The 20,697-nt window shown below is 55.8% G+C and carries 18 protein-coding genes and 1 pseudogene; 16 read left to right on the top strand and 3 right to left on the bottom strand.

Going from position 1 to position 20,697, the window contains the following annotated elements:
- Positions 1–43 precede the first annotated feature (43 nt).
- From ppsA to ACG2K1_RS06635, 11 genes are all read left to right on the top strand, one after another.
- Positions 44–2,431 (top strand): phosphoenolpyruvate synthase, encoded by a 2,388-nt coding sequence (gene ppsA, locus ACG2K1_RS06685; protein ID WP_094030873.1) that lies wholly within the window; start codon positions 44–46, stop codon positions 2,429–2,431.
- 407 nt (positions 2,432–2,838) lie between these two features.
- Entirely contained in the window at positions 2,839–5,118 is a 2,280-nt protein-coding gene (gene nrdA / locus ACG2K1_RS06680; RefSeq protein ID WP_395428554.1) for a class 1a ribonucleoside-diphosphate reductase subunit alpha, read from the top strand.
- Between the two features lie 223 nt (positions 5,119–5,341).
- A complete protein-coding gene (locus ACG2K1_RS06675; protein ID WP_395428553.1) occupies positions 5,342–6,118 on the top strand; it encodes an acetoin reductase in 777 nt (258 codons plus the stop codon).
- A 159-nt stretch (positions 6,119–6,277) separates the two neighbouring features.
- Complete coding sequence (gene nrdB, locus ACG2K1_RS06670; protein ID WP_395428672.1) at positions 6,278–7,411, top strand: class Ia ribonucleoside-diphosphate reductase subunit beta; 1,134 nt, start codon at positions 6,278–6,280, stop codon at positions 7,409–7,411.
- A 75-nt stretch (positions 7,412–7,486) separates the two neighbouring features.
- On the top strand, positions 7,487–7,834 hold the full coding sequence (locus ACG2K1_RS06665) for a DUF6979 family protein (protein WP_395428552.1): 348 nt from the start codon (positions 7,487–7,489) through the stop codon (positions 7,832–7,834).
- A 90-nt stretch (positions 7,835–7,924) separates the two neighbouring features.
- Positions 7,925–8,230 (top strand): class I ribonucleotide reductase maintenance protein YfaE, encoded by a 306-nt coding sequence (gene yfaE / locus ACG2K1_RS06660; protein ID WP_036496859.1) that lies wholly within the window; start codon positions 7,925–7,927, stop codon positions 8,228–8,230.
- 102 nt (positions 8,231–8,332) lie between these two features.
- A complete protein-coding gene (rpsF, locus tag ACG2K1_RS06655; protein ID WP_009427510.1) occupies positions 8,333–8,698 on the top strand; it encodes a 30S ribosomal protein S6 in 366 nt (121 codons plus the stop codon).
- The gene (gene priB / locus ACG2K1_RS06650; protein WP_009427509.1) at positions 8,699–8,995 is read left to right on the top strand and encodes a primosomal replication protein N; all 297 of its coding nucleotides are present in this window, start codon (positions 8,699–8,701) and stop codon (positions 8,993–8,995) included.
- A gap of 6 nt (positions 8,996–9,001) precedes the next feature.
- Positions 9,002–9,232 (top strand): 30S ribosomal protein S18, encoded by a 231-nt coding sequence (gene rpsR, locus ACG2K1_RS06645; RefSeq protein ID WP_002641495.1) that lies wholly within the window; start codon positions 9,002–9,004, stop codon positions 9,230–9,232.
- A gap of 16 nt (positions 9,233–9,248) precedes the next feature.
- On the top strand, positions 9,249–9,701 hold the full coding sequence (gene rplI / locus ACG2K1_RS06640) for a 50S ribosomal protein L9 (protein WP_395428551.1): 453 nt from the start codon (positions 9,249–9,251) through the stop codon (positions 9,699–9,701).
- Between the two features lie 104 nt (positions 9,702–9,805).
- Positions 9,806–10,459, top strand: coding sequence for an IS1595 family transposase (locus ACG2K1_RS06635; RefSeq protein WP_395428550.1), 654 nt, complete (start codon positions 9,806–9,808; stop codon positions 10,457–10,459).
- A 122-nt stretch (positions 10,460–10,581) separates the two neighbouring features.
- Here ACG2K1_RS06635 and ACG2K1_RS06630 read toward each other — a convergent pair whose 3' ends face one another.
- Positions 10,582–12,570: a TonB-dependent copper receptor gene (locus ACG2K1_RS06630; RefSeq protein ID WP_009426621.1), complete on the bottom strand. Its 1,989-nt coding sequence runs from the start codon at positions 12,568–12,570 to the stop codon at positions 10,582–10,584.
- Positions 12,571–12,952: 382 nt separating this feature from the next.
- On the opposite strand from ACG2K1_RS06630, the gene ACG2K1_RS06625 reads away from it, so the two are divergent.
- Positions 12,953–14,479: a helicase HerA-like domain-containing protein gene (locus ACG2K1_RS06625; RefSeq protein ID WP_009426623.1), complete on the top strand. Its 1,527-nt coding sequence runs from the start codon at positions 12,953–12,955 to the stop codon at positions 14,477–14,479.
- Between the two features lie 397 nt (positions 14,480–14,876).
- Positions 14,877–15,161: a DUF4189 domain-containing protein gene (locus tag ACG2K1_RS06620; RefSeq protein ID WP_232304400.1), complete on the top strand. Its 285-nt coding sequence runs from the start codon at positions 14,877–14,879 to the stop codon at positions 15,159–15,161.
- Positions 15,162–15,378: 217 nt separating this feature from the next.
- Here ACG2K1_RS06620 and ACG2K1_RS06615 read toward each other — a convergent pair whose 3' ends face one another.
- Positions 15,379–15,579: a hypothetical protein gene (locus tag ACG2K1_RS06615; protein WP_395428549.1), complete on the bottom strand. Its 201-nt coding sequence runs from the start codon at positions 15,577–15,579 to the stop codon at positions 15,379–15,381.
- Positions 15,580–15,632: 53 nt separating this feature from the next.
- Here ACG2K1_RS06615 and ilvD point away from each other — a divergent pair, with 53 nt between their 5' ends.
- The 3 genes and pseudogenes from ilvD (at position 15,633) to ACG2K1_RS06600 (ending at position 19,205) form a co-directional block, all read left to right on the top strand.
- On the top strand, positions 15,633–17,492 hold the full coding sequence (gene ilvD / locus ACG2K1_RS06610) for a dihydroxy-acid dehydratase (protein WP_395428548.1): 1,860 nt from the start codon (positions 15,633–15,635) through the stop codon (positions 17,490–17,492).
- 253 nt (positions 17,493–17,745) lie between these two features.
- Positions 17,746–18,358, top strand: a pseudogene (locus ACG2K1_RS06605) (UPF0149 family protein).
- A 112-nt stretch (positions 18,359–18,470) separates the two neighbouring features.
- The gene (locus ACG2K1_RS06600) at positions 18,471–19,205 is read left to right on the top strand and encodes a hypothetical protein (protein WP_009426629.1); all 735 of its coding nucleotides are present in this window, start codon (positions 18,471–18,473) and stop codon (positions 19,203–19,205) included.
- Positions 19,206–19,280: 75 nt separating this feature from the next.
- Here ACG2K1_RS06600 and ACG2K1_RS06595 read toward each other — a convergent pair whose 3' ends face one another.
- A complete protein-coding gene (locus ACG2K1_RS06595; protein WP_395428547.1) occupies positions 19,281–20,576 on the bottom strand; it encodes a hemolysin family protein in 1,296 nt (431 codons plus the stop codon).
- Between the last annotated feature and the right edge of the window lie 121 nt (positions 20,577–20,697).

The raw sequence follows: 20,697 nt of genomic DNA, 5'->3' as shown, positions 1-20,697 counted from the left end.
CTGGATTCTTTACGTTTTATAACCTTTGATTTGGACGACACAAATGGCTGCAAATTACGTTATCTGGTTTGAAAATCTGCGTATGACCGACGTGGACAGCGTCGGCGGCAAAAACGCCTCCCTTGGCGAAATGATTAGCCAACTGAGCGGCAAAGGCGTGCGCGTGCCGGGCGGTTTTGCCACCACGGCCGATGCCTACCGCGCGTTTTTGGCGCACAACGGCCTGAACGAACGCATTTCCGCCGCGCTGGCCGCGCTGGATGTCAACGATGTGGCCGAGCTGGCGCGCGTGGGCAAAGAAATCCGCCAATGGATTTTGGAAACGCCGTTCCCCGAAGAATTGGATAAAGCGGTTGAAGAGGCTTGGAACAAAATGACGGCCGAAGCGGGCACCGACGCGATTTCCGTTGCCGTGCGCTCTTCCGCCACCGCCGAAGACCTGCCCGACGCTTCTTTTGCCGGCCAACAGGAAACCTTCCTGAACATCAACGGCCTGGATAACGTCAAAGAGGCGATGAAACACGTTTTCGCCTCGCTCTACAACGACCGCGCCATTTCCTACCGCGTCCACAAAGGTTTCGCCCACGACATCGTCGCCCTGTCCGCAGGCGTGCAGCGCATGGTGCGCTCCGACCACGGCGCTTCCGGTGTGATGTTTACCCTCGATACCGAAAGCGGCTTCGATCAGGTCGTGTTCGTTACCTCGTCTTACGGCTTGGGCGAAATGGTCGTCCAAGGTGCGGTGAACCCCGACGAGTTTTACGTCCACAAACCGACCCTGCGCGAAGGCCGTCCCGCCATCCTGCGCAAAACCATGGGTTCGAAACTCATTAAGATGGTGTTCACCGAAAAAGCGCAGGCCGGCAAATCGGTTCAGGTGGTGGACGTGCCCGCCGAGCAGCGCAAACAGTTTTCCGTCAGCAACGAAGAAATCACCGAGCTGGCCAAATACGCCCTGATTATCGAGGAACACTACGGCCGCCCGATGGACATCGAATGGGGACGCGACGGCATCGACGGCAAAATCTACATCCTGCAAGCCCGTCCCGAAACCGTGAAATCGCAGGAAGAGAGCAGCCGCAGCCTGCGCCGTTACAGCATCGGCGGCGACAAAACCGTGCTGTGCGAAGGCCGTGCCATCGGTCAGAAAGTCGGACAAGGCAAAGTGCGTCTTGTTAAAGACGCCTCCGAAATGGATACCGTCAAAGAAGGCGACGTACTCGTTACCGACATGACCGACCCTGATTGGGAACCGGTGATGAAACGTGCCGCCGCCATCGTCACCAACCGCGGCGGCCGCACCTGTCACGCCGCCATCATCGCCCGCGAACTGGGCATTCCCGCCGTTGTCGGCTGCGGCAACGCATCTTCCGTTCTTAAAGAAGGTCAGGAAGTCACCGTTTCCTGCGCCGAAGGCGATACCGGCCTGATTTACGACGGCCTGCTGCCGGTGGAGGTAACCGATGTTGCTTTGGACAATATGCCCGAAGCGCCCGTCAAAATCATGATGAACGTCGGCAATCCCGAGCTGGCCTTCTCCTTCTCAAGCCTGCCCAGCGAAGGTATCGGTTTAGCGCGTATGGAGTTCATCATCAACCGCCAAATCGGCATCCACCCCAAAGCCCTGATTGAGTTTGACAAACAGGACGAAGACATCCGAGAGGAAATCGAAAGCCGCATCGCCGGTTATGCCTCGCCTGTTGATTTCTACGTCGACAAAATCGCCGAGGGCGTGTCTACGCTGGCTGCTTCGGTGTTCCCGCGCAAGGTTATCGTCCGCATGTCCGATTTCAAATCCAACGAATACATGGGCTTGATCGGCGGCAGCCGCTACGAGCCGCACGAAGAAAACCCCATGCTCGGCTTCCGCGGCGCGGCGCGCTACATCTCCGAAGACTTCGCCGAATGCTTTGCCCTCGAATGCCAAGCCCTCAAGCGCGTGCGCGATGACATGGGGCTGACCAACGTCGAAATCATGATCCCCTTCGTACGCACCCTGGCCGAAGCCGAAGCCGTCGTCAAAGCCCTCAAAGCCAACGGCTTGGAGCGCGGAAAAAACGGCCTGCGCCTGATTATGATGTGCGAAGTGCCGAGCAACGCCATTCTGGCCGAGCAGTTTCTGCAATACTTCGACGGTTTCTCCATTGGCTCGAACGACATGACCCAGCTCACCCTCGGCGTCGACCGCGACAGCGGCGGCCCCATCGCTGCCACCTTCGACGAGCGCAACCCCGCCGTTAAAGTGATGCTGCATCTGGCCATCTCCGCCTGCCGCAAGCACAACAAATACGTCGGCATCTGCGGTCAGGGGCCGTCCGACCATCCCGATTTCGCCAAATGGCTGGTGGAAGAGGGCATCGACACCATTTCGCTGAACCCCGATACCGTTATCGAAACCTGGCTGTATCTGGCGAAAGAAGTGAACAAATAATCCGGCAGTAGCGTTCAGACGGCCGCATCCTGAAAGACGGATGCGGCCGTTTTTGCCGGGAGGCCGTCTAAAACCCGTGCCGGGAAAAAGCAGTTCAGACGGCCTAATCTCGATTGTTTGCAGACGATACGGATGATGATGCATAAGGAACAGGACAGACCGGGTCGGGTAGCTGCGCGGCCGGTTTGCGCTTACATTTTTTAACTTTGCCGGTTTTTTCATCAGCGCCGCACCAAAGATTCCCGCCATATCAAACCTCCGCCGTTTTCCCCGTTTTCACTGCCGGGAAAAAGCGTTTTGCCGCCGGTTTGTCAAGCCTGTTTCAGACGGCCGAAACACGATATATTGTAGTCCGAGCCCCCGATTCATACTATATCTAGTATTTTTTACCGTTTTAAGGATTTCCGATGAATGCCGCAGAAAACATGAAAGTAACCAAACGCGACGGCTGTTTGGAAAACATTGATTTGGACAAAATCCACCGCGTCGTAACCTGGGCGGCGGAAGGATTGAGCAATGTCTCCGTTTCGCAGGTCGAGCTCAAATCGCACATTCAGTTTTACAACGGTATCCGCACCGACGACATCCACGAAACCATCATCAAGGCCGCTGCCGACCTGATTTCGCAAGACACTCCGGATTATCAGTATCTGGCCGCGCGCTTGGCCATTTTCCATCTGCGTAAAATCGCTTACGGCGAATTCGAGCCGCCGCACCTCTTCGACCATGTAAAAAAACTCACCGAAGCGGGCAAATACGACCGCCACATCATTGAAGACTACAGCCGTGAAGAGTTTGACGAACTCAACGCCTACATCGACCACAGCCGCGACATGACTTTTTCCTACGCGGCCGTGAAGCAGCTCGAAGGCAAATATCTGGTGCAGAACCGCGTTACCCGCCAGATTTACGAAACGCCGCAGTTTCTCTATATCCTCGTGGCGATGTGCCTGTTTTCCAAATATCCGAAAGACACGCGCCTCTCGTATGTGAAGCGTTTTTACGACGCGGTATCTACATTCAAAGTATCTCTGCCCACGCCCATCATGAGCGGCGTGCGTACGCCTACGCGCCAGTTCAGCTCGTGCGTGCTTATTGAGTGCGACGACAGCCTCGATTCCATCAACGCCACCACCAGCGCGATTGTGAAATACGTTTCCCAACGCGCGGGCATCGGCATTAACGCCGGACGTATTCGCGGTTTGGGCAGCGAAATCCGCGGCGGAGAAGCGCAACATACCGGCTGCATTCCGTTTTTCAAAATGTTCCAAGCAGCGGTCAAATCCTGCTCGCAGGGCGGCGTGCGCGGCGGCGCGGCCACCCTGTTCTACCCGCTTTGGCACATCGAAGCCGAAAGCCTGCTGGTGCTCAAAAACAACCGTGGCGTGGAAGACAACCGCATCCGCCAGCTTGATTACGGCGTACAAATCAACCGCCTGCTTTACACCCGCCTGATTAAAGGCGGCAACATCACCCTGTTTTCGCCCAACGAAGTACCCGGCCTTTATGAAGCCTTTTTCGCCGACCAAGACGAATTTGAGCGGCTGTACACCCAATACGAGCAAGATCCCAATATCCGCAAGCGCACCCTGCTCGCCACCGACCTTTTCTCCGCACTGATGCAGGAGCGCGCCGGTACAGGCCGCATCTACATCCAAAACGTTGACCACTGCAACACGCACAGCCCGTTTGACCCGCGCGTCGCACCCGTGCACCAGTCCAACCTGTGTATGGAAATCGCCCTGCCGACCAAACCGCTGGACAACATCAACGATCCGAACGGTGAAATCGCCTTGTGTACCTTGTCCGCCTTCAACTTGGGCGCATTAAACAGCTTGGACGAGCTGGAAGGGCTTGCCGATTTGACCGTGCGCGCACTCGATGCCCTGTTGGATTACCAAGACTATCCGGTCGAAGCCGCCCGCACCGCGACCATGAACCGCCGTACGCTCGGCATCGGTGTCATCAACTATGCCTACTATCTGGCGAAAAACGGCGTCCGTTACAGCGACGATTCCGCGCTCGGTCTGACCCACCGCACCTTTGAGGCCATGCAGTATTACCTGCTCAAAGCATCGGTGAACCTTGCCAAAGAATACGGCGCATGCCCGTTGTTCAACCAAACCGTTTATTCTCAAGGCAAATTGCCCATCGACACCTACAAAAAAGACTTGGATGCTGTGTGCAGCGAACCGCTGTTGTGTGACTGGGAAAGCCTGCGAGCCGACATTGTCAAATACGGCCTACGCAACTCCACCCTGACTGCACTCATGCCGTCTGAAACCAGTTCGCAAATCGCCAACGCCACCAACGGCATTGAGCCGCCGCGCGGATTGGTAACGGTCAAAGCATCGAAAGACGGCATCCTGAAACAAGTCGTACCGGAGTTTGAAACCCTGAAAGACGCCTACGAAACCCTGTGGCAGCTTCCGGGCAACGAAGGCTATTTGAAACTTGTCGGCGTGATGCAAAAATTCGTCGATCAGTCGATTTCCGCCAATACCGCCTACGACCCGGGCAAATTCGAAGGCAACAAAGTTTCTATGAAACAAATGCTCAAAGACCTGCTCACCGCCTACAAATACGGCGTGAAAACTTTGTACTACCACAACACCCGCGACGGTGCCGACGACACCCAAACCGACATCCAAGACGACGGCTGCGCCGGCGGGGCTTGTAAGATTTGATGTTTTTCGCGTAGGTCGGATACTTGCATCCGACATTTCGGACGTTCAGACGGCCTTTCTGATGCAAAGGCAGTCTGAAAGGCGGAAAATCATCGGGAAATGCAACCTACCGTATTTTTCCTCTTTTCAGGCCGCCAGAACACCGATAAAAAACGCTTTAAGCGTACGCACAAAATATACCGTTTCCGTTTTTTCCACCCGTACTGACAGAAAGGTACCGACTATGAACGTGAAAAAAGTAGCAGCAGTAACCGGCTCCGCCGCAGGTTTGGGCAAAGCCATCGCCAAGCGTCTGGCCGAAGACGGCTTTTGTATCGTCCTGCACGACATCAACGCCGCCAATCTCGCCAAAACCAAAGCAGAGTTTGATGCCGCCGGTTTTGAAAACATCGCCGTCGAAGGCAATTCCGCCGTGCGTGCCGACCAGTTCAGGCTGGTGAACGAAGCAGTGAAAGCGTTCGGCCGCTTGGACGTATTCGTCAACAACGCCGGCGTCGAATCCGTGGGTGCGTTTCTCGGCATTGAAGACGCGGAAATCGACCGTGTGCTCGGCATCAACATCAAAGGCGTGATTTACGGCACCCAGGCCGCCGCCGAACAGATGAAAAAGCAGGAAGGCATCGGCAAAATCATCAACGCCTGCAGCATCGCCGGCCACGAATCCTACGAAATGCTCAGCCTTTACTGCGCCACCAAACACGCCGTGCGCTCTTTCACCCACTCCACCGCCAAAGAGCTTGCGCCCTACGGTATCCGCGTCAACGCCTACTGCCCCGGCGTAGCCGACACCCCGATGTGGGAGCGCATCGACGCCGCCTTTGTCGAACACAAAGGCTACCAGCCCAAGCAGGCATGGAAGGAATTTACCGCCGGTATCCTCGCCGGCCGCCCGCAGCAGCCTGAAGACGTAGCCAAACTCGTCTCCTTCCTTGCCTCGGAAGACTCCGACTACATCACCGGACAAGCCATCCTTACCGACGGCGGCATGGTATTCCGCTAAACAGCGGGAAAACAGGCTGCCTGAAAATTCATCGTAGGCCGGATACTTGTATCGGCTCCGATCATTTTAGGCAGCCTTTTCAGACGGCCTCAAGCCCAAACCAAACTTCATTCAAGACAATCCACAGAGAGCCAATCCATGTCCTGCGAACACCTCGTCATGCAATACAGCACCTTCAGCAAACAGAAAAACGACGCGCTCAAAGAGCCGATGTTTTTCGGCCAGCCGGTCAACGTGGTGCGCTACGACCAGCAAAAGTTTGAAGTGTTTGAAAAACTGATTGAAAAACAACTGTCTTTCTTCTGGCGGCCAGAAGAAATCGACGTGTCGCGCGACCGTATCGACTACGCCAACCTGCCCGAACACGAAAAACACATTTTCATCAGCAACTTAAAATACCAAACCCTGCTCGATTCCATTCAAGGCCGCAGCCCCAATGTCGCGCTGCTGCCCTTGGTGTCGATTCCCGAATTGGAAACATGGATTGAAACGTGGAGCTTTTCCGAAACCATCCACTCGCGCAGCTACACCCACATCATCCGCAATATCGTCAACGACCCGTCTGTCGTGTTCGACGACATCGTGCAAAACGAATACATCATCGCCCGCGCCGAAGACATCGCCTGCTACTATGACGATTTGATCGAATACACCCAGTATTACAACCTCTTGGGCGAGGGAGTGCACCAAGTCGGCGGCAAAACCGTGGTCGTGAAACTGCGCGAATTGAAGAAAAAACTCTATCTCTGCCTGATGTGCGTCAACGTGTTGGAAGCCATCCGTTTCTACGTTTCATTTGCCTGCTCGTTCGCCTTTGCCGAGCGCGAGTTGATGGAAGGCAACGCCAAAATCATCAAGCTGATTGCCCGTGATGAAGCCCTGCACCTGACCAGCACGCAGCATATGCTCAACCTGATGCGCGCCGGTGCCGACGATCCTGAAATGGCGGAAATCGCCGTCGAATTGCAGGACGAATGTTTCAAACTCTTCAAAAAAGCGGCGGAGCAGGAAAAAGAATGGGCGGTCTATCTGTTTAAAGACGGTTCGATGATTGGTCTGAACAAGGAAATTCTGGCGCAATACGTCGAATACATCACCAACCTGCGTATGCAGGCGGTCGGTTTGCCCGCCGGATTCGAAGGTGCCACCCAAAACCCGATTCCGTGGATTAACGCGTGGCTGTCGTCCGACAACGTACAGGTCGCGCCGCAGGAAGTGGAAATTTCTTCTTACTTAATCGGTCAGATCGATTCGGAAGTCAGCGCGGACGATTTGGGCGACTTCGAGCTGTAAACCGCGTTTCAGACGGCCTTTGGGCGTAACCGGCCGTCTGAAAATCTCTTTTCAATCCTCAAGGTATAACCAAAAATGAAGATTTATGGCGACATTGCGGTAAAAGCAGCTGAATCATATTCTAAATATGAAGATATGGAACAAGCTTGGACAGAAATTGCGGCATCATTTCCCATCAAGGAGTCAATTAGAAAAAAAGGATGCCCAAAGAATGCATTTTTGGGATTGTGTCGTGCGGGGTTGGTTAAAGGAATCAACCCGGAAAAAGTCAAAACCAAACATTCCAAAAACGGAGAATATGCCGTTGCAGCGGTCAGCCTTTTAAAAAATGATCCCGAATGGGCAAATCAGAAAAAATCCGTTTTTTGGCGCGAAATTGTGGGGAATGAAAAAAATATAACAGCCAGCTTCATGTCGTTTTAGCCTTGTGGGAAAAAGGCTTGATTATTTGAATTTATATATTTAAGGCCGTCTGAAACATTGTTCAGACGGCCTCTATGCCCTAAAACACACATGGCACTCATCAGCACACACGACAAAACTTTCGAGCTGCAAGACGGCGAAACGCTCTTGGAGGGCTTGGAGCGCACCGGCCACGAGGTCGAATACCAGTGCCGTAGCGGCTATTGTGGCTCGTGCCGCGTCAAAATCCTCAGCGGCCGCGTGTCTTACGACAATTTCCCGCTGGCTTTCGTCGCGCCCGGCGAAATCCTGCCCTGCTGCTGCCGCGTGAGCGAAGACATCAAAATCGACTGCCGCGAGCGCGTGAAAGAGCCGGATTTGTTTGCGTCCGATTTGTTCGGCGTCGACACGCTTTAAAACTTGCGCGCCCGTTTTGCGGCCGCTATAATGCCGCGCTTTGCAACCTTGTCTGCCGCACCCGCATGGCGGCAGACTGTTTTTAAACCGTAAGGAGATAACATGCGTCATTACGAGATCGTGTTTATCGTTCATCCCGATCAAAGCGAGCAGGTGCCCGCCATGGTTGAACGCTACAAAGCACTGGTAACCGAAAACAACGGTGTCATTCACCGTTTGGAAGACTGGGGTCGCCGCCAACTGGCTTACCCGATCAACAAAATCCACAAAGCGCACTATGTACTGATGAACGTCGAAACCACTCCGGCCGTTATTGAAGAGCTGGAAACCGGTTTCCGCTTCAATGATGCCGTTCTGCGCCATCTGACCATCCAAACCAAACACGCAGTGACCGAAGCCTCTCCGATGATGAAGGAAGAGAAATCGAAAAATCTGCTGAATCCCCAGCAGGAAACTGCCGAAGCGTAATTGGACAACCTCCTGATCCTTACCGCCCGCATCGCCAAATGCGGTGCGCTGCGTTATACGCCTGCGGGTGTACCTGTGTTGGATTTGCTGCTCGAACACAAATCAATGCAGAGCGAAAACAACCGTCCGTGTACGGTGCGCTTGGAAATCCAGGCCAAAATCGTCGGTAAGGACGCTTTGATATGGCAGCATCGGGAAAACAGCACGGTTCAAGTCGGCGGCTTTATTGCCGCCAAGAGCCAGCGCCATCCCAAACCGATACTGCGGATACAGAACATTCAAGAATATAAAGGTTAAAACGACATGGCTCGTCAAACATTCAAACGTAGAAAATTCTGCCGTTTCACGGCTGAAAAAATCCAAGAAGTCGATTACAAACAGGTCGATCTGCTGAAAGACTTCATTACCGAAAACGGCAAAATCATCCCTGCCCGCATTACCGGTACCAAAGCGCACTACCAGCGCCAGCTGGCGGTTGCCGTAAAACGTGCGCGCTTCTTGGCGCTGCTGCCTTACACCGACCAACACAAATAATTTTGGAGCGTAAATCATGCAAATTATTCTGTTAGAAAAAATCGGCGGTTTGGGCAACTTGGGCGACATCGTTACCGTTAAAAACGGCTATGCCCGCAACTTCCTGATTCCCCAAGGTAAAGCGAAACGCGCAACCGAAGCCAACAAAGCCGAATTTGAAGCCCGCCGTGCCGAACTGGAAGCACGTCAAGCCGAAATCCTGGCTGATGCGCAGGCACGCAGGGAAAAACTGGACGGACAAACCATTACCATCGCGCAGAAAGCCGGTGTCGACGGCCGTCTGTTCGGCTCGGTTACCAATGCCGACATCGCTGCTGCCATCGTTGCTGCCGGTGTGGAGGCTGTAAAAGCCAATGTTCGTTTGCCCGAAGGCCCGTTCAAAGCCGTTGGCGAATATGAAGTAGAAGTGGCTTTGCACACCGACGCCGTTGCCAAAATTACTGTTGCCGTCGTTGCTGCTGCCGAATAATCTTTTGGCAGCCTGCAATTAGGCATACTGGAAACCGCATCCCTTACCGGATGCGGTTTTTGTTTGGGGCTGTACTAGATAAGCAGTCATGTTAGACTGCAAAAATGAAGATAACCCATTGTAAACTAAAAAAGAGTACACAGAAAAAGTTGCTTCAGTTTTTTGTACTTGAAGTAACTGCCCGTTCGGCTGCTGATTTGTTGGGCATTCATCCCAATTCAGCAGCACTGTTTTACCGCAAGGTTCGCGAAGTCATCAGCTACTATCTTTCATTGGAAGCCGATACAGTTTTTGATGGTACTGTTGAGCTTGATGAGAGCTACTTCGGCGGACACCTCAAAGGTAAACGCGGACGTGGGGCAGCAGGGAAAGTAGCTGTCTTTGGCATTCTCAAACGCGGTGGTAAGGTTTATACCGTGGTTGTCGAGAACGCTAAAAGAGAGACGTTATTTCCTGTTATAACAAAGAAAATTATGCCTGACAGTATTGTCTATACGGATTGTTTGAGCAGCTATGATGTGTTGGATGTAAGCGGATTTACCCACCACCGCATTAATCACAGCAAGCTGTTTGCCGACAGACAGAACCATATCAACGGCATTGAAAATTTCTGGAATCAGGCAAAGCGCGTACTGCGCAAATACAATGGAATCGACCGTAAATCTTTCCCGCTTTTCTTGAAAGAATGCGAGTTCCGTTTTAACTTTGGCACACCCTCCGAGCAGCTTAAAGTGCTGCGCCGGTGGTGTGAAATTTAGGGCTTATCTAGTACAGCCCCTATCAAAAAGCCTCATCCGCTATGAATCCCGATTCGGCAAAAGGCCGTCTGAAAACCGAAAATAGGTTTTCAGACGGCCTTTCTGCTGCTTGTTGTGCCCGATTAGAACCGTGCCTGCAGTCTTAGCCAGGCAGTGCGTCCTGGTTCGTTGACGCGGGTGGTTTTAATGCCTGCGGCGGGGTCGACGTTGGAGCCGCTTTTGCTGACAAATTCGGCGTAGGTTTTGTTAAATACATTGTCCACGCCGCCTTGCAAAGTGGTGTATTTGTTCATTTTCCAGCCTGCGTTGAGCGAAAGGACGCCGAAGCCTGCGGCTGCGCCGAGGTCTTGGCCGACGATGTTACCCTGGCCTTGCGCATAACGGTTTTGCTTGGCGGCTACGCGCCAAAGTGCGCCTGCGCTGAATTTGCCGTTGTCCCAAGCAAGGCTGCTGTTCCATTCTAAGGGCGGGGTTTGCGCCAGCGGCAGGCCGTGGCTGCGGTTTTTGCCGCGCGTATAGGCCAGGCTGCTGCCGATTTCCCAGTCGGGGGCGAATTTCCATTTCACTTCGGCTTCGCCGCCGACGCGGGTGGCATCGATGTTGCAGGCGGTATATTGCGGGCAGTGGGTTTTGGCGCTCTCGACAATGATGAAGTCTTTGACTTTGCTGCCGAACACGGACAAGGAGCTGTGGACGTTGCCGCTGCTGTAGATTAGGCCGGCATCGATTTGACGGTTGGTTTCTTTTTTCAGGTTCGGCGCCCTGTTGCGTTCCCAATAGTCGGGCGAGCGTTGGGCGACGCCCAAACCTGCGTAATATTTGATGTTGCCGACGGTTTCTTCCCAGCGGGCAAAACCCGAGGTCAGCGAATAGTTTTGGTGGCGTTGTGCGCCGGCGGCGAAGTTGTGGCTGCCCTCATAATCGGCTTTGACTTTGTCGTGGCGCAGGCCGACCACCCATTTGCGGCTGTCGTTATGCTGCCATGCGGCTTCGGCAAAAGCGCCCCACTGTTTGAAGCTTTGGTTGGGCATATAGGGTTTGTGGCTGTAGCCTTCTCCGCGCATTTCCATGCGGGAAGCGTGTTTGTCGCGCATATAGTCAACGCCGGTTTGCAGATTGAGATTGTCCCAGTCGAAAGTGGCGCGGAGGTTGCCCGTGTCCGTGTTGCGTTTGGGGTTCATCGCGCTTTTGGGCATGGTCATGCCGTTGGGCATTTTGCCGGGCGTGCGCAGGCTGTAGTTGTCCATCACATGGTCGATTTCGCTCTCGCCGTAGCGCAGTTCCAGTTCTGTAAACCAGGGGGTGAGGCGTTTTTGTGTGAAGCGCACGTTCCATGCGTCGCGGTCGAATTTGCTGCCGTCCATCATGCGGTCGGCGTAGGCGGCTTTGGCGCGGCTGCGTTCGTATGTGCCCGCGATGGTGGTGTTTTCAGACGGCGTTACGCCCAGCTGCACCATTTGGTTGTCGCGTTTGAACTCGGAATGCACGCGGTTGCCGTCGCCGTCTTTATAGTCGTCGGCCTCGTTGTGCGACACGTTGGCGCGCAGGTAGCCGTATTTGCCGCCCGCTTCGCCTTCAAACGAAGCGTCGCGGCGGCCGTGGCTGCCGACTGTGACGCCGCCGCTGACGGAATAGGGTTTTTCGTCAAATTTCGGATCGTGGCGGACAAAGCGCACCGAACCCGTAATCAGTCCCATGCCCTGCGTAACCGTTTGCGGGCCTTTGGTGACGATCACTTCGTCGAAAGTGTTGGGGTGGATGTAGGCTGTGGGCGGATCCATGCGCATATTGCAGCCGCCGTAGATAAACTGGTCGTCGGCATTAATCGACAGGCGCGAGCCGCCCAAACCGCGAAACAGCGGGTCGCCCGAGCTGCCGCCTTTGCGGATGATGCTCATATTGGGCACGGATTGCAGCAAATCCGCGCCGTCGCCCGCGGGAAGCGGCTGGATGGCGGCTTTGGGATTGAATTTCACCGTATTGGCTTTTTTCTGCTGGGTGCCGGTGACGACCACGGAATCCAATGCGTTTTGTTCGACGGTTTCTTCCGCCGCCCAGACTTGGGATACGGCCAGCGCCAAAGGCAGCAGCAACCAGGTTTTTTGTTTCATTTCGATAATCTCCTGTATGGTTTGTTAAAATGATTAATAAAGCGTAATTACGCGTCAATTATAACCTGTTTTGTTATGTAGTAACGCATGGTAATTGTCGAATCAAGCATTGTTTGATTTAGCGCAAAGCATGTTTTGACAGGAATAATCGTCAGGCCGTCTGAACCATCCGGGCGGGCGCGGTGGGGTAGGGCGCTTGTGCGGACTCGGGAAAACGGCGTGTTCCGCCGTATGAACATAAATAATTTAACCAAACAATCCGCGCGCCCCGGCGAGGCGTTCAGACGGCCGTCGGCACCGGCAAGCAAGGTTTTTATGATGTCCGAACCGCGCCGAACCGCTACAATGCCGCCTGTTTTTTATCCGACACAGGAGCCGCAACATGAACCCGCTCACCATCGCCGTGCACGGCGCAGAACACAGCCCGCTCGACATCATTGCCAAAATGGCCAACCGCCACGGCCTGATTGCCGGGGCGACCGGCACCGGCAAAACCGTCACCCTGCGCAAAATGGCCGAAAGTTTCAGCAACCTCGGCGTCCCCGTTTTTCTCGCCGACGTAAAGGGCGACCTCTCCGGCATCGCCGCAGCGGGCGACGGCGCGGGCAAACCCGGCGAGCGCATGGCAGAGTTCGGCATCGACAAAAGCGGCTATCTCAAAGCCTTTCCCGTGCGCTTTTGGGACGTGTTCGGCGAAACCGGCATTCCCGTGCGCGTCACCGTATCGCAGATGGGGCCGATGCTGCTTTCCCGCCTGATGAACCTCAACGACACACAGGAAGGCCTGCTCAACCTCGTTTTCAAAGCCGCCGACGACCAAGGCTGGCACCTGATCGACCTGAAAGACCTGCGCGGCATGCTGCAATACGTCGCCGAACACGCCAAGGAATACCGCACGCAATACGGCAACGTCTCCGCCGCCAGCGTCGGCGCCATCCAGCGCCAGCTGCTCACCCTCGAAAACGAAGGCGCGGAGCGCTTTTTCGGCGAACCCGCCCTCAACCTGCAAGACTGGCTGCAAAGCGAAGGAGGGCAGGGCGTGATCAACATCCTCAACGCCGAAAAACTGATGCGCTCGCCGCGCATGTACAGCGCCTTTTTGCTGTGGTTTCTTGCCGAACTCTTCCAAACCCTGCCCGAAACGGGCGACCCCGACAAACCCAAATTCGTCATGTTCTTCGACGAAGCCCACCTGATGTTCGACAACGCAGCCCCCGCGCTGCTCGAACAGGTCGAACAAGTCGTGCGCCTGATCCGCTCCAAAGGCGTCGGCGTCTATTTCGTCACGCAAAACCCACTCGACATCCCCGACAGCGTGCTCGGCCAGCTCGGCAACCGCGTCCAGCACGCCCTGCGCGCCTTCACCCCGCGCGATCAGAAAGCCGTGAAAGCCGCCGCCGACACCTTCCGCAGCAAACCCGGCGTCAAAGTGGCCGAAGCCATCACCGAACTGGGCGTCGGCGAAGCGCTCGTCTCCTTCCTCGACGAAAAAGGCATGCCCGAACCCGTGGAACGCGCCTTCGTCCTGCCGCCCCAGTCGCTGCTCGCGCCCCTTGCCGCCCAAGAGCGCGACCAGCGCTTTTGCAACGACATCCTCTACCGCCACTACAAAGACGCCGTCGACAATTTCTCCGCCTACGAAGCCCTGCAACAGCTGGCCGCCCAAGCACCGCAGCAGGCGCAGCAGCCCGCCGCGCAGCAAGCCCCCGCGCAAAGCGCCGCGCCGCAGGAAAAATCCCAACCCGGCCTGCTCGAAGGCTTCCTCGGCGGCCTGTTCGGCAGCCGAAAAAAAGCCAATCAGGGATTGGGCTACGATCTGGCCGACAGCATCGGCAACCGCATCAACAAACAGGTTACCAACGCCATTTCCCGCAGCGTGATGGGCGTGATTAAAAACATGATGAAATAGCCTGCAAACGGATGGAGGCCGTCTGAAAGCGAAGCGCGACACCTGCCTTATACGGACTGCGCCTGCCAGTCATATGTATGACGGCACACCTTGTTTATCAACGACCCGAACCGCAAGGATTCGGCAGAAGCAAAAAGGACGAAAAACCGAATGAAGAAATGTGTTTTGTATTGTCGGGCTTGGCTAGTTTGAACGTATACGCAAACGGCTGTCCGGGACAATTTGACCCGTGAGCGGCATTTGCAGCTTTCAGGGAAACAATGGGGATCTGGTTCGCTACAATGTCGCCCCGCCGCAATGTCGCCCCGCCGCAATCGCGGACAAGGCAGGAAGCCCCGCCCCCTGTGATGCTGCCGTCGAAATACGGGGCATTGGCGACTAGTTCTCAATTGGGTGTTTGGGGTGGGCGATCAATGAAAGCTCCAGAGAGAGGGCGGAACAAGCTGCATTGAATGAGTGTAGAAAATATGGTGGCGTCAACTGCAAAATTGAAGTTTGGGTGCGTAATGGTTGTTTTGCCGGGGTACAAGGGAAACAGGGCAAGAAAAATGGTGTTGTTTTTATGACTAAGGCAAGTAATGCAGAAGCAGCAGCATTGCATGAATGTAAGAAAGCGGGAATAAGTCATTGCCAGATTTTTGTTCCTGAGTCTTGCTCAATTCCTTCACGTTCCGATTTATAAAGCAAGCGTAGCGTGGCTCATCCGTAGGGTCTGCCGCCCCTGGCGACGCACGTACTCGGTGCAATACCCGCCATACCCAAAGGCCGTCTGAAACCCGAATTTCCGCTTTCAGACGGCCTTTCGCGCACCCGCACGGCTCCCGACAAACCCCAAACCGCGTGCATCGCAGGATGGTACGTTTTACATTTGCTCCAAAAGGCCGTCTGAAAGCAGAATTTCAACCAAAGCTAAAACCCGTTTTAGCTTTTAACTTCGTTGAAGCTTCGCTTTCAGACGGCCTTTCCCGTATCTGCCGCGCTTTGGCAACAGTCGGGCCGATTTGGCGCGCCGCCGCTTCTTTCGTGCCGCGCACTGGTATAGAATCGCGCCCTTGCGCCATCTCTTCGGAGGCCGTCTGAAACGGTTTCGGAAACGTCATTCCCGCAAAGGCGGCGACGGCCTCCGCCACACAACAATCAAGGACACACAACCATGCCCGACTACCGCTCCAAAACCTCCACCCACGGCCGCAATATGGCCGGCGCGCGCGCGCTGTGGCGCGCCACCGGCATGATGGAAACCGACTTCGGCAAACCCATCATCGCCATTGCCAACTCCTTCACCCAGTTCGTTCCCGGCCATGTGCATCTGCACAATATGGGCCAGCTCGTTGCCCGCGAGATTGAAAAAGCGGGCGCGGTGGCCAAAGAATTCAACACCATCGCCGTGGACGACGGCATCGCCATGGGGCACAGCGGCATGCTCTATTCGCTGCCCAGCCGCGACTTGATTGCCGACTCCATCGAATACATGGTCAACGCCCACTGCGCCGATGCGCTGGTGTGCATTTCCAACTGCGACAAAATCACCCCGGGAATGCTGATTGCTTCCATGCGCCTGAACATCCCCACCATTTTCGTATCCGGCGGGCCGATGGAAGCGGGCAAGGTTTTGGGCGTGGCCAATATCCAGCCCGAGCGCCGTTTGGACTTGGTGGATGCCATGATTGACGCGGCTGATGACAACGTTTCCGATGCCGCCATCGACGAAATCGAGCAAAACGCCTGCCCCACCTGCGGCTCCTGCTCCGGTATGTTTACCGCCAACTCGATGAACTGCCTGACCGAAGCGCTTGGTTTGTCCCTACCCGGCAACGGTTCCTACCTTGCCACCCACGCAGGCCGCAAAGAATTGTTCCTCGAAGCAGGCCGCATGATTGTCGAAATCACCAAACGCTATTACGAACAAGACGACGAAACCGTGCTGCCGCGCAGCATCGCCACCAAAAAAGCCTTTGAAAACGCCATGACCATGGACATCGCCATGGGCGGCTCTACCAACACCATCCTGCACCTGCTTGCCGTGGCCCACGAAGCCGGCGTCGATTTCAAAATGGCCGACATCGACCGCTTAAGCCGCCAAGTGCCCTGCATCTGCAAAACCGCGCCCAACAACCACGACTACTATATGGAAGACGTGCACCGCGCCGGCGGCATCTTCGCCATTCTCAAAGAGCTGGACAAAGCGGGCAAGCTGCACACCGACGTTTACACCATCCACGCCCCCACGCTCAAAGACGCGATTGAAAAATGGGACGTAACCAACCCCGAAAACACCCACGCTATCGAGCGCTTCAAAGCCGCACCCGGCGGCGTGCGCACCACCCAGGCCTTCTCGCAAAACCGTATGTGGAAAACGCTGGATTTGGATCGCGCCAACGGCTGCATCCGCGATGTCGAACACGCCTACTCGCAAGACGGCGGCCTGGCCGTACTCTTCGGCAACATCGCCGAGCGCGGCTGCGTGGTGAAAACCGCCGGCGTGGACGACAGCATTCTCAAATTCACCGGCCGCGCCCGCGTGTTTGAAAGCCAAGACTCCGCCGTCGAAGGCATTTTGGCCAACCAAATCGTTGCCGGCGACATCGTCATCATCCGCTACGAAGGCCCCAAAGGCGGCCCCGGCATGCAGGAAATGCTCTATCCCACCAGCTATCTCAAATCTAAAGGCCTGGGCGCCCAATGCGCCTTGCTCACCGACGGCCGTTTCTCCGGCGGTACATCGGGCTTGAGCATCGGCCACGTTTCCCCCGAAGCGGCCGAAGGCGGCGCCATCGGCCTGGTGCGCGAGTTCGACACCATCGAAATCGACATCCCCAACCGCAGCATCAATCTGAAAATCTCCGACGAAGAACTCGCCGAGCGCCGCGCCCAAATGGAAGCCAAAGGCAGCCGGTCATGGAAGCCGGAAAACCGCGAACGCTACGTCTCCGCCGCCCTACGTGCCTACGGCGCGATGGCCACCTCCGCCGACAAAGGCGCGGTGCGCGACGTATCGCAGATTGAGCGTTAAGGCCGTCTGAAAGGCAGTAAAGACCGTCTGAAAACCGAAAAAGGGGTTTTAACTTCGTTGAAGCCCTGCTTTCAGACGGCCTCATCCCTGCCGTTTTTCATCTGCCGCACTGTATGGAACAGTGCGCCGTTTTTATAGTGAAACAACACGGAAAGATACAAGGCAGCAAGCCGCAGACAGTACAAGTAGTACGGCAAGGCGCAGCAACGCCGTAGATTTTCGTGTTGTTTCACTATGTAAGTAAGGAAACCCCATGACCCCGCAACAAACCATCGCACAACTGCTCAACGCCCATGCCGCCGAAGGCGCGGCCATGCGCGACGACGAAGTCCAAGCCTATCTCACCGCTTGGGCAAGCGGCCCGGACGACATCACCGACAACCTGCCGCAACTCCCCCTTGAACGACGAAGACAAAGCCCGCGTCGGCCAAGCCGTGAGCGCATGGGCGGAAGAATTGCGGCAGGCGTGGGCGCAGAAACAGCCGCCCGCGCTGCTACTGCACGAATACGACAACGGCGAACCCGACTACTTTTCCTGGTGCAACGCCTACCTCTACGCCCTCGACACCACGCCGACCGACTGGTTTGCCGCCATCGACGACGAAGAGTTTGAAGACCTGTTCTACCCGCTGATGGCACTGGGCGGCATTTACGAAGAAGACGACGTCCTCTCCGATTTGGACGACAGCGAAATCCGCAGCCTGCAAGACGAAGTCCCCCATGCCGTGCGCGACATCCACGCCTACTGGCACGCGGTGAAAAACAAGCCGCAAACCGTGCGCCGCGAAGGAGCGAAAACCGGCCGCAACGACCCCTGCCCCTGCGGCAGCGGCAAAAAATACAAAGCCTGCTGCGGCAGGAACTAATTGTTCGAGAGGCCGTCTGAAACCGCCCTTGCAGACGGCCTGAGATTGCCTGATTTAACGCAAATTGCTAAAATCGCGGACATTTTAAATTTCAGTTAAGCACTTTCACATTATGGCGAAACTTTCCCTCCCACTCTTCAAGAAAACCACTCCTTTCGATCAGAAAGCCCCCGTGAAAAAGCCGCTGCGCCCCGGTGCGGCGGCAGGCGCTTTGGCGCTCTTATTCGGCATCGCCGCCTTTGCCGTGCTGCCGCTGCTCAACGCGCTGGACATGGGCACCCTGCTGGCCGATACCGGCATGCCGTCCTATGCCCTGCCTGTGGCGCTGGCCGTTTTGGCTCTTGTCTGCGGCTTCAAAGGCGAAGGCGGCGCGGCGCTGACGGGAAAAATCCTCGGCTTTCTGTGCCTGCTGTTGGTCGGCCTCTGCGCTGCCGTTACCCAATTTGCGCCTCAGTTCAACCATCTCGTCCAGCCCGTTTACCGCCTGGCCGGCTTGGAAGAGCCTGTTGCCGTGTCGTCGGTCACCGGCAAACCCGCGCCCGAAATCGAGCTCAAACCCGCGGCCAATCCCGATTCGCCCGCCGACGCGCTGGTCTTCACGCAAAACATTGTTGCCGAGCGTGTGTCGCAGGGCGTGGAGCTGAACCAAATCACCGAAGCGCTCACCCTGAACGACACCCAGCAGAAATACTGGCAGAACGTCAGCATCCTGCAAGGCACCATCAACGCCACGCCCGTCGACGGCGAAAAAGCGCTGGTGATGCTGCCCTTGCAGGAAGGCAGGCAGATTACTTGGATATGCAGCGGCGAAGTGCCGCAGCAGGTTCGCTCTTTGTGCGGCGAATAAAGAGCCAAAAAGACACAAAAGACCGTCTGAAAACCCCGAAACAGGGCTTTCAGACGGCCTTTTGCTTTGCCGCGTTTATTCCCGCGCGGCTTCCTGCCGTGTCACCAGAAGCTGGTCGATTTTCAGGTTTTCGGTGTCGATGATTTCGAATTTGTAAGGGCCGTAGACGACGGAATCGGTGCGCTTGGGGATTTTGCGCAGGGAGTACATCATGAAGCCGGCGATGGTTTCGTAGTTTTCCGAGTTGGGGAAGGCTTCGATGTCGAGGGCGCGCATCACGTCGGCCAGCGGGGTCGCGCCGTCCACCAGCCAGGTGTCTTCGGTGCGGCGGATGATTTGCGGCTCTTCTTCGGTGTTGACGAGTTCGCCCATCACGATGCTCATCACGTCTTTGAGCGTTACCACGCCGACCACCAGCGCGTATTCGTTGACGACGACGGCAAAATCTTCGCCCGAGGTTTTGAAGGTTTCCAAAACGTCGAACAGCGAGAGCGTGTCGGGGATGAACAGCACTTTGCGCAGCACGCGTTTGTCGGTGAGGCGCACGTTTTTTTCTTTGAGAAACAGGGTGAGCAGGGTGTGCGATTCGATGTAGCCGATCACGCGCTCCAAATCGCCGTCGCAGACGAGGAATTTGTTGTGCGGCTTTTCTGACATGGCGGCGATCACGGTGTCGCTGTCGTCGTTTTTGTCGAAATAGGCGATGTATTCGCGGGTGTTCATGGTGGAGGTGACGGTGCGCTCCTGCATGTCGAAGATGTTTTCGATCAGATAGTGCTCCTGCTCTTTTAAAACGCCCGCCTGCGCGCCGGCGTCCACCACGGCGTAGATGTCTTCGGAGGTGAGCTGCTCTTGGCGCACGGTGGGAATTTTCAGCAGCTTGAACACGGCGTTGGCCAGGCCGTCGAATATCCAGACAAAGGGTTTCAACAGGAAAATCAGAAACATCATCGGCCGCACGATGCGCACGGCCACGGCTTCGGGATAGTTCATGGCCAGCCGTTTGGGCATCAGGTCGGCCACAAGGATGAAGCTGCCGGTTACCAGAACGAAGGTGAGCAGCGGCGCGGCGGTTTCGCCCCAGCTTCCGAAGCGGTTGAAAAACGACGCGAAATACGGCCGCACCGCCGCTTCGCCGACAATACCGGCCAGAATCGCCACGGCGTTGAGGCCGATTTGGACGATGGTGATGAAGCTGCCCGGCTGCTGCTGCATATTGAGTACGTCGAGCGCGCGGGTGTCGCCGCCGTCTTTGGCCATCACTTGCAGCTTGATTTTGCGCGCCGAGGCCAGCGAGAGTTCGGCACTGGAAACGAATGCGCTGACGGTAATCAGCAGCACGAGGACGAAAAGGGCTTGGAGGATGGTCATCAAACGGCGGGAGAGTGGAAAACGGCGGCATTTTACCATCAAGGCCGTCTGAAAAACCGCGCATCAGGCGCTGGCGGTTTGGACGGCGGGCGGGAATGTGCTTTAATCGCAGCGGTTTATA

It is taken from the genome of Neisseria sp. 23W00296, assembly GCF_044772855.1.
In the GTDB taxonomy this organism is placed as follows: Bacteria; Pseudomonadota; Gammaproteobacteria; order Burkholderiales; family Neisseriaceae; genus Neisseria.
The sequence above is the reverse complement of the archived record's forward strand: the minus strand, read 5'-3'. Positions and strand labels throughout refer to the sequence as shown.